The following is an 8819-nucleotide window of genomic DNA, read 5'->3' as shown; positions in this document are numbered from 1 at the left end:
CGGGGGCCCGGCCGGGGTGGTGGTGTTCCACGCCGACCGGGGCACCCAGTACACCTCCGCCCAACTCAACGACGTCTGCGCCGGGCTGGGCATCCGGCAGTCCGTCGGCAGGACCGGAGTTTGCTGGGACAACGCCATGCAGGAATCATTCTGGTCCACGCTGAAGACAGAGTTTTACGACCGGCGACGCTGGGCAACCCGGCAAGACGCGATCAGGGCCACCGGCCGCTGGATCGAGGAGTTCTACAACCGCACTCGGCTCCACTCAGCCCTGGGCTACAACACCCCGGTCGAGCACGAACTGCTGCTCTCGGCGTCACAACCTCAGCCGGCACAAGCCGCCCGATCAACTGTCCACGACTTGCGTGCAACCCCACTCCGATCAAACTCGCACTTTGGGTGGCCAAGTTGGTGGCAGGACATTTTCAGGCTTGTGCTTCCGATGCCCGGGCGGCACGCCTTCATCCCAATCAAATTGAGGGGCGGGGCTCCATCTTTTTGGGCCTCGGAAGGACACGGTTCCTTTGACGAACTCGCAGCTGCGGAACGACGTTCGTTCCCCACCGAAAGACGAATAGTCGAACGAGGTGCGTTCCGCGCTGAATTTCGCCTTAGCGAAAGACAGATGCTTACCGCTCAGTTCAGCCCTCTCAAATGATGTTCGATCCCCGCTAAAGGTTGTTCCGTCGAATGAGGTCCGCTCCCCCCTAAACGTCGCCCTGTCAAAAGAGGTGTGCCCCCCGCTGAACGTTGCACCGTCAAAAGAGATGCTGTCCCCGCTAAAAGCCGTTCCAACGAACCAAGTACGGTCCGCCTTGAACGTCGCCCCGCTGAACTGAGCGCGGAACCCACCGAACGTCGCCCTGTCGAACCAAGCGCCCTCCGCGTCGAAGCTAGCCCCGTCAAACCAAGTGCGCTCCGCATTAAATACTGCTCCGCTGAAGTAGATCGGCCCACCACTGAACGTCGCCCAACGGAAGGCAGTACGGTACCCACTGAAGTTTGCCCCGCTGAAGTAGATCGGCCCACCACTGAACGTCGCCCTATCGAACGAGGTACGCACCGCGCTAAAGGTCGCCCCGCTGAAGTAGGTCTTCTTCGCCATGAACCTGGCACCACCAAAAGATGTATGCTCCCCGCCAAAGGTTGCCCTGTGAAACAGGGTGCGCCACCCCCTGAAGGTCACCCCATTGAAGTAGGTCCGCTCTCCGCTGAAGGTTGCATCGATAAAGGAAGTGCGGCCACCACTGAAAATTGCTCCACTAAAGTCAGCGTTTTCTAGCGCTGCCCCCTGAAATTCAAAACTGCACTCTGACCACGACTCCGCTGCATCCTCCTGCAGGTGCGCTGCGATGACCCGAACGATAGTCTGCCTGACCTCCTTGTCGTTCTGCCGGTATAGGAACCGGTGGGTCACCCCTTCTCCTTCACGGCCGGGAACCTGACGTTGGAGTTCGCTCTGGTGGTTGGAACCTAAAACTGGAGAATAAGGGAGCCGAAGGTAGCCGCAAAGAACATCAACACACTGTTGCCGCTCCGAAGAGGATGCTTCGTCCGCGACACCGGCCATGGCATAAACGCCGGCGAGGCGAACGGCCACATCCGAGTTACCGAGCTGGCTCGCCGCTGCACCGAACCGTTCCACGAAACGGCCTTGTTCGATGCCCTGCTGGCGGCGGTAGGCAACTACCAGTGCTACAACACCGCCGATCCCGGCGACGATCGCTAACGCGAATTGGGTGAGGTCCTTGGGTTGAATTGGATCATTACCGCTGGGAAGAAAATTGGCCAGAACCAGATAGGCGTTCACCGCAATTACTACCGCCCCTGCCACGGTAACTAGGACGGCGGTCCACAGTCGTGCGCGCCGGACGACCTGAGCAGTGCGGCGACGAAGTTGCGTGGACTGCCCTTTGGCCGCAGACGAACTTCGTCTCCTGCCCATGAGCAATAATCACATGCAAGTTCCACCTTGGAAAGGACTGCCCGCGAGGCCTGCCTTGTGTCGGGAGCGCCACAAAAGTTGACCGATCCCACACCGCATCCAATGCACTGCATCTGCCCCCTCATAAAACAGCAGCAGAAACCAGTACTGCCGAAACTGTCCGGGCAAGTGCTGATTCATCGTCTTGCTGCTATGCCCGACTCGATCAGTTTCACGAAGCCCAGCGTCACGAGCGGCTGCATGGCTTCAGCGCGTGGAAGTGGCCGGCACCACCACGTTCGCCAAGGACACGGTCGCTGCTCTGGCCGACCGGAACAGTCTCGGAGAGCGCGGTTACTACGTGGCCAGGCCCAGCTTCAGAGGGAGCCGGAGAATCCCATGGATCCACAGGCCGTGGCTGTGCTGGTGGATGGCGAGAGGGTCGGCTGCCTCCCCTCGCACGCTGCAAAACATGTTGCTTTGCCGGCCGGAGCAAGTCAGTCGGTGAGCTACCAGCTGCACGTCCTGCGGGAACAAAAACTGCTGGCCAAGGCCTACGTCTGGCTGGGCGACGGCGAACCGGAATGGACGCACACGCGGGAGTACCCGCCGGCCCTTACGTCGAGGGAACGCATCAACAGCTCCCATGTCGACAAGACCGAGATGGTCCAGGAGGCGCCACGCGGCGGCGGTCAGCGTGCGGCCCAGTTCAAGCGGGGCATGGTCGACGGAGTCCACTACCTCGAGCTCGTGGAGCCGATCAAACAGCTGAAGCGCGAAGGCCGGCTCGAGGAGGCCCTCGTGCTCTGCTACAAGGCCATCCAGGCGGCCTAAGGGAAACGCCGGCGGCCGGGAACCCGCAGCCTGGTACACGGAGCAGGCCGCCATCGTCCACCGGAAGCTCTCTCAGAAGGACGAGGAGATCGCGGTTCTGAAGCGGTGGCTTGCTGCCTGCCCGAAGGCCCACCGCGCCGGCAGCCGCATCACTGAACGTCTCGCTAAGCTGGAAGCCGCCTGATACCAAGGAGAACGCGAGATCTGCCGGGATGGTGTCAAAAGGCCGCCCCCGACCGAGAATGGTGAGGGCGGCCTTCGGTTGACGCTTAAATACGGTTGGACTTAATGCGGCCACCAGCCGACGCTTGCGTAGTTGGCCGAGCTTGAGGACGTGGTGGTGTCCTGGTCCGGTGCGGCGTTGGCCGGAGCAGCGAACCCTGCAACGGCGAGAACGCCGGTCATCAGAAGTGTGGCGGCAAGTTTTCTCATCGCAATTTCCCCCTCGTGGTGTTGCTGATGTTGCACGTGTACCACGTACGGCGTCAGTATATGCGTCCATCCTCAAGCCTCAAGTGATGATCGGACCGGCAGCCTGACTGGCCGATCACATAGACTCCACGAGGACTCCCGACCCCCGACCGCAAGGACAGCCATGCCCGCCCTTGACCCCGAGTATCTGAGCTTCCACTACAACTGCGAGTACCGCGGTCCCCGGACCGGACCACGACCGGGGCGACTTTCCCATCGACTAATCTGTATCGGCCACCGGGACCGACTGGTCCGTTGACGAGGATGGCGACGGTGAGGAGGTCCACGTCGGCGGGGCTTTGGTCAGGATCGTCCCCGATGCCGGCACCATCGACCTGCTCTACACCATGGATGCCGTCGACTCGGAGATGATGGGCGTGTGGCAGAGATGCTCGCCCACGAGCGGCCCAATCTGGTCTGTTCCGGCATGAAGCACGGCGGCGACCTTCTCGTCCTGTCATCCATGACCGTCGAGCCAAGGTTCCGTGGCAGCCGCACCGGCCATGCCATGCTCCGGGCGATCCTGGGCACCGTTGGCCACAACCCGCCCTGGTCGTCCTTGAGGCCGCTCCGCTGCTGGATGACGACGCCCCGTTGGAGGGATCCCCGGAGCATGAACTGGCCAAAAAGAAGCTGCGCCGGCACTGGATGGACTTCGGGTTCCGCGAGGCTTCTATCTCTATTTCGAAAAAGCCTGAGCCGCGGTTATCGACAGGAGAAGGCAGTCACGGGAAGCGAACAGGCCACTCGCGATTGTGGACGCCGGCGGCGGACTGGGTTAGGAAGCAAGGTCCCGGAGGGTGGAACCGTTGGCCCACCGCCGCCGACTGACTCCAGTGTCCGCCTGATTCCTTGGAACAAGCGTGGAGGTCCTTGGGAACAAGGACAGGGTTTTCCTGGTACCGGAGCACGCAGGCAGTCAGAGGACCGTAAGCACGGTTCACTGGTGCTGTCCGCGCCTCCATCATCCTGTGGGCCGCAGTGGTATTGTGCGCACATGGGCCGTGAGGCAGCCGCGTATCGCGGCATCAGACGGAACCAACTGCCCGACGCCCGTTCTTTCATCAGGGGGAATGAGCACATGAACGCAGGCCCGGACGAGCGGGACGGGGTTGGGCTCTCCGTCCTGGCCGTAGATGGTGCGACGGCTGAGTGGGTGGGTGATCGCATCCTGGCGGTCACCCTGCCCTCAAGACAGATCACCGCAGCCAGCGCGTCACATCTTAGGGAACAGTTGGCCGCGGTTATCGGCAGGGAGCCGCTGGCTGTCCTGCTGAACGTCACCGGGGTGACCATGATCGACCGGGAGGCGATGACCGGTCATTCCCACGCCGCGACCGTCACCGGCCTGGCCGTGGTCGGCCAATCCCCGGTTGACAAAATCGTCGCCCACAGGCTTTTCGGTCTCGTCTCGCCCCAATGCCCGCGCCGATACTTCATGGAGTTTCAGGGTGCGCTCGACTGGCTCCATGACACAGCGAAAGACCCCAGCAGGTAGCTCACGCTTGGGGATGCCGATAGTCTGCGGGGCATGGGGTTCATTGGGGGAAAACAAGTCAGCGGCCTGGCGCTCTTACTGGTCCTGGCCAGCTCCGCAGGGGCCATGAGCGCCTGTGCATACACAGACGACGAAACGGCCGCGCCACCTGCGACTTCCCGGCCGGCACCGCCTCCCCCACCGACGGCCGATCCCGCGTTAGCGGAGAAACAGGCAAGCAACCAAGTACAGCTGGACGGCATCCTCGGCCCCAGACCGTCGGACCTCGTTTTGGGCGGTTCGGGCGGACTTGGTAGCGACGGGCACCGTACCTCGCTGCCCGGTGTACCCCAAGGACGCTACAAGGTGACCTCTGCCTGTGTCGGCATCACCGATGCTGCCCTCCTCATTGCGCAGCCGGATCGTAGAGGAGGATCAACCCACGAACTCGCGCTCAAGTGTGGAACAGCCAGCACCATGACGGTGAACCTTAAGGCAGGTCAGGTCCTCACGCATCTCGTGCCCATGACCACCGAGCCGGACAGCGCAGCCGTTGCCGGCTTCTGGATGGTCCCAGCGGCGTAGACGGCGCCACATCGGGCAAGGACTGTCAGAAGGAGACCCGCACGAGCTTCAAACATCTTTTCACCGAGCCAAAGGCTCAGACGGCGCCGCAACCGAACGTTCCGGCGGGTGCAAGGCGAATGCCCCACCGGCGCAGAGCGAAGACCTGCAGGAGGCCTGGGCTGATCTGACTGAAGCCGCCCAAGGCTCCAAGGTGATGAGCTTCCACGCCTTCACCCGTTCAGGGGTAGGGCCAGGACCCGGCAGCTGTCCGTCTTCTGGCCGCCATACTGCGTGAACACCCGGTAGACGCTCCTAGGGACGCGGGGCGCTGAGCTGGACTTCGCGGTAGTGCGCCGGCAACCGCACGATCGAGAATTCCGCGATGTCCAGAAGGCGGCGGCTCCCTGTAACGGTGTCCAGGATCCAGAACAGTCCGTGCCTAGGGGCGATCTCCGTCACCGGCCCGCGGTAGAGCAGAGTGCCCTTGTAGAACGCCTCGATGGCGTCGCCTGGTTTGAGCTCATCGCAGGATCCGATAACACAGTGGTCGCTGCTGATCATGATCTGACCTTTCCGCTTCTCAAGAGACTCCCCTCCCAATTTCCTAGTGTGCCGGGGCAAGATTGCCTGCTGGTGTCTTCAGGATGATGTTCTGCTGACGTTATTGGCGCCTGTCAAGCCGCTGTCGTCCTGATCCTCAGGAGCGGCCGAACCTAGTCCTCAAGGTCGAAGTCCAGGTCGAGGTCTTCGACGTCGCCCAGCAGTCGCCAGGTGGTTCCGACCCGGGCGGTACCGACGGTCGCAGCGATAGGCATCGTCCACGGCGATCAGCTGGTCCAGGTCCAGACCGGTCAGCTCGGCGATGTCCCGGATCGGTGCCTGGAAGGTCCGGAAAAGAGGGCCCCGGCTAGAGGGCAACCGCTTCACAATGCTGGTGTAAAGCAGTACCATCCCCCAACCCTGCTGCCAAGTTTTTTCCAAGGTCCGCATTGCAAGGTTGTCGCCTTGGGGAATCACCGCGGTGCAAACCCACCGGACAGGGAGGTCCGCGTGCTTTGGAGCTGGTCTCGGAATCCGTATTGGGGTTGACAGGGGCAGCGGCTGGCATGTCTTGCGCCCTATGCCAGGGAGGCACTGACCATGACAGAAGAATCCGAAAACACTGGCGGCCTTGCCCGGCGTACTCTTTTGCGTTTGGGCGCGGCCGGAGGAGCAGCGGCCGCAGTGGCAGCCGCACAGACCTGGGCGTGGCCACTGCTGGCCCAAAGGGGGTTGGTCTCGCCGGACGGCGCCTTTGCCGCAGCGTCGACGGTCTTCAGCGACGCCCTGTACATTGAGGCCTTCCCCACAAGTCCTCTCATCCTGTCTCCGTTCAACGATCCGCTGCCCGTCCTGAAAGCACTGGCGCCGGTGCCGAAGACCGTGTTCAGCAAGTGGCCGCAGCCGCCGGGACCGGGTCCGGGGCAGCAGAACTCGCTGCGTAATGAGCGGCACCAGGTGTGGACGAGCCAGGTGGGCCTTCCGGACCCGATCGTCTATAAGATCAACCTGTTGGTCCGTACCCACTCGTTTACGACGTCCCAGGTGCTGCCTATCGACAAGGACGGCCGGCCGGCGGTTTCGTTCGACGCGAAACGCAAGACCTACGCCGCGGGAACGAAACGGTTCCTGCCGCCCAGCACCATTTACGGGTTCAACGGCGGCTTTCCGGGGGCGAGGATTAACGCCGAATACGGCAGGCCCGTGCTGGTCAGGTTCGAAAACCATCTGAATGAGAACCCGCTGAACCTGGACCGGCAAGACTTCGGCTCCCCGGACCTGTCCTTCCTGACCCACCTGCACAACTCCCACACCGCCCCGGAGAGCGACGGCAACCCCCACTATTCTATGGTGGCAGGGCCCCGGCACCGGGGCTACAGGCCCGGGATGTTCGTTGACAACCTCTACCTGAACCGGCCGGCCGGTAACGACGACGGGCAGAAGCAAAGCTTCTTCTGGTTCCACGACCACACAATGGACCACACCGGCGCGAACGTGTACAAGGGCATGGTGGGCCTATACCCGATCTATGACCCGAAAAACGGCATGGACATGGGCGACGAGACCCGGGGACTGCGGCTGCCGGGGGTCCGCACCAACAACCCCGACGGGTCGTTCGACGTCGCCTATGACATCCCGCTGGCCTTCACCGATTTCCGGTTCGACGACGGCGTGACCATCCACAAGGACTTCCACGACGGCCAGGGTGAGTTCCCGGCCGCCAAGAACCCGGCGACCCACCCCGAATGGTGGGGCAAGACTTTCTACAAGCACTTCCCCAACCACGGCTTCGTCGGCGACATCTGCACAATCAACGGGACAGCATTCCCGGTCCTGGAGGTGAAGCGGCGCAAATACCGCTTCAGGTTTCTTGACGCCTCCGTCGCCAGGATCTACGAATTCAAGCTCATGACCTCCACCAGAGGACCCAAATCGTCGGCTTCGCTGGGCTACAACGGCGAGGAACTCCAGGGCCAATACCGCATCGAGGACGGGCAGCAGTGCATGCAGTTCAACGAGATAGCGGTCGACGGCGGCCTGTTGCCGGTCCCGATCAAGCGCGATTCCTTTGAGCTGTGGCCGGCCAAGCGGCGTGAGGTGATCGTTGATTTCACCCGCTATCAGGACGGCACGCCCACCACGAAGGGCGATGTCATCTACCTCACCAATGTCATGAAAATGCCTAACGGGCGAAAGTGGGCCGCATCCACACGCTTCTCGCCCGACCCCAACTACAAAATCCCTCTCCTCAAGATCGTCATCGGCGACACGGTTCCGGACAACAGCCTGGTCCCCACTGCCCTTCGTGCGCGCCCGCCGCTGCCGAGTAACTGGCAGAGCCTGCTGGACAACCGGCTGATCTTCGAAGTGCAGCGCGGCAGCGCCGGAGGGGAACTAGAGTGGCTCATCAACGGCAAACCCTTCGACCCCTTCCACGCCCTACCGAGCCTGAAGAACCCCGCCGGCCGAACACCCCTGGCCCAGCAAAAGAAGGGAAGCTTCAACCTTTGGGAGCTCCGCAACGGCGGCGGCGGCTGGGTGCATCCGGTCCACCTCCATCAAGAGGAACACCAGGTGGTGATGCGCAACGGCAAGGACGTCACGCGCACACCGGACCCCGGTCATCCCGATGACATCTCCGGGGAAGACACCGCGGCCCTGGACCCCGGCGAATCAGTGATCCTCTACCGCGGATTCAGGGACTTCACAGGACCATACGTGGGCCACTGCCACAACCTGAGCCACGAAGACCACGCCATGATGTTCGCCTGGGAGATCACACCATGAAAGCACACTAAGCGCCTCCGGCCGTTGGTTCACACTGCCAAACCGGTCGCCTCCGGTGACAACCTGGTGACGACGGCCTATCTTGCTCTGGCGCACCCCTCAGGCAGGCCTGCGGCCCAGGCTATCTAGTCCTCCAGGTCGAAGTCCAGGTCAAGGTCTTCGACGTCGCCCAGCAGCCGCCACGTGGACGCGATCGGGGCAGCACCGAGCGTCGCGGCA

The 8819-nt window shown here is 62.5% G+C and carries 7 protein-coding genes and 1 pseudogene; 5 read left to right on the top strand and 3 right to left on the bottom strand.

All coding sequences use genetic code 11. The features are described 5' to 3' along the window. Positions 1–337, top strand: a pseudogene (locus tag G9E11_RS21200) (transposase); the annotation flags it as partial. Positions 338–382: 45 nt separating this feature from the next. On the opposite strand, the gene G9E11_RS21550 reads toward G9E11_RS21200, so the two are convergent. Further along, the gene (locus G9E11_RS21550; RefSeq protein ID WP_190607226.1) at positions 383–1810 is read right to left on the bottom strand and encodes a pentapeptide repeat-containing protein; all 1428 of its coding nucleotides are present in this window, start codon (positions 1808–1810) and stop codon (positions 383–385) included. A 513-nt stretch (positions 1811–2323) separates the two neighbouring features. Between G9E11_RS21550 and G9E11_RS15270 the strand changes: the two genes are divergently transcribed. After that, entirely contained in the window at positions 2324–2758 is a 435-nt protein-coding gene (locus tag G9E11_RS15270) for a hypothetical protein (RefSeq protein WP_190607224.1), read from the top strand. 285 nt (positions 2759–3043) lie between these two features. Here the strand turns inward: G9E11_RS15270 and G9E11_RS15265 are convergent, their stop codons facing one another. Next, positions 3044–3190 (bottom strand): hypothetical protein, encoded by a 147-nt coding sequence (locus G9E11_RS15265; protein WP_190607221.1) that lies wholly within the window; start codon positions 3188–3190, stop codon positions 3044–3046. A gap of 1120 nt (positions 3191–4310) precedes the next feature. Between G9E11_RS15265 and G9E11_RS15260 the strand changes: the two genes are divergently transcribed. After that, entirely contained in the window at positions 4311–4727 is a 417-nt protein-coding gene (locus tag G9E11_RS15260) for a DUF7793 family protein (RefSeq protein WP_190607219.1), read from the top strand. A 345-nt stretch (positions 4728–5072) separates the two neighbouring features. Next, the gene (locus tag G9E11_RS15255) at positions 5073–5291 is read left to right on the top strand and encodes a hypothetical protein (RefSeq protein WP_190607217.1); all 219 of its coding nucleotides are present in this window, start codon (positions 5073–5075) and stop codon (positions 5289–5291) included. Positions 5292–5585: 294 nt separating this feature from the next. Here the strand turns inward: G9E11_RS15255 and G9E11_RS15250 are convergent, their stop codons facing one another. After that, positions 5586–5834, bottom strand: coding sequence for a hypothetical protein (locus G9E11_RS15250; protein WP_190607215.1), 249 nt, complete (start codon positions 5832–5834; stop codon positions 5586–5588). Positions 5835–6413: 579 nt separating this feature from the next. Between G9E11_RS15250 and G9E11_RS15245 the strand changes: the two genes are divergently transcribed. Beyond that, entirely contained in the window at positions 6414–8600 is a 2187-nt protein-coding gene (locus G9E11_RS15245; protein WP_190607214.1) for a multicopper oxidase family protein, read from the top strand. The last annotated feature ends 219 nt before the right edge of the window (positions 8601–8819 follow it).

Origin of the sequence: Arthrobacter ipis (assembly GCF_014694315.1) — a bacterium.
Taxonomy (GTDB): domain Bacteria; phylum Actinomycetota; class Actinomycetes; order Actinomycetales; family Micrococcaceae; genus Arthrobacter; species Arthrobacter ipis.
The sequence above is the reverse complement of the archived record's forward strand: the minus strand, read 5'-3'. Positions and strand labels throughout refer to the sequence as shown.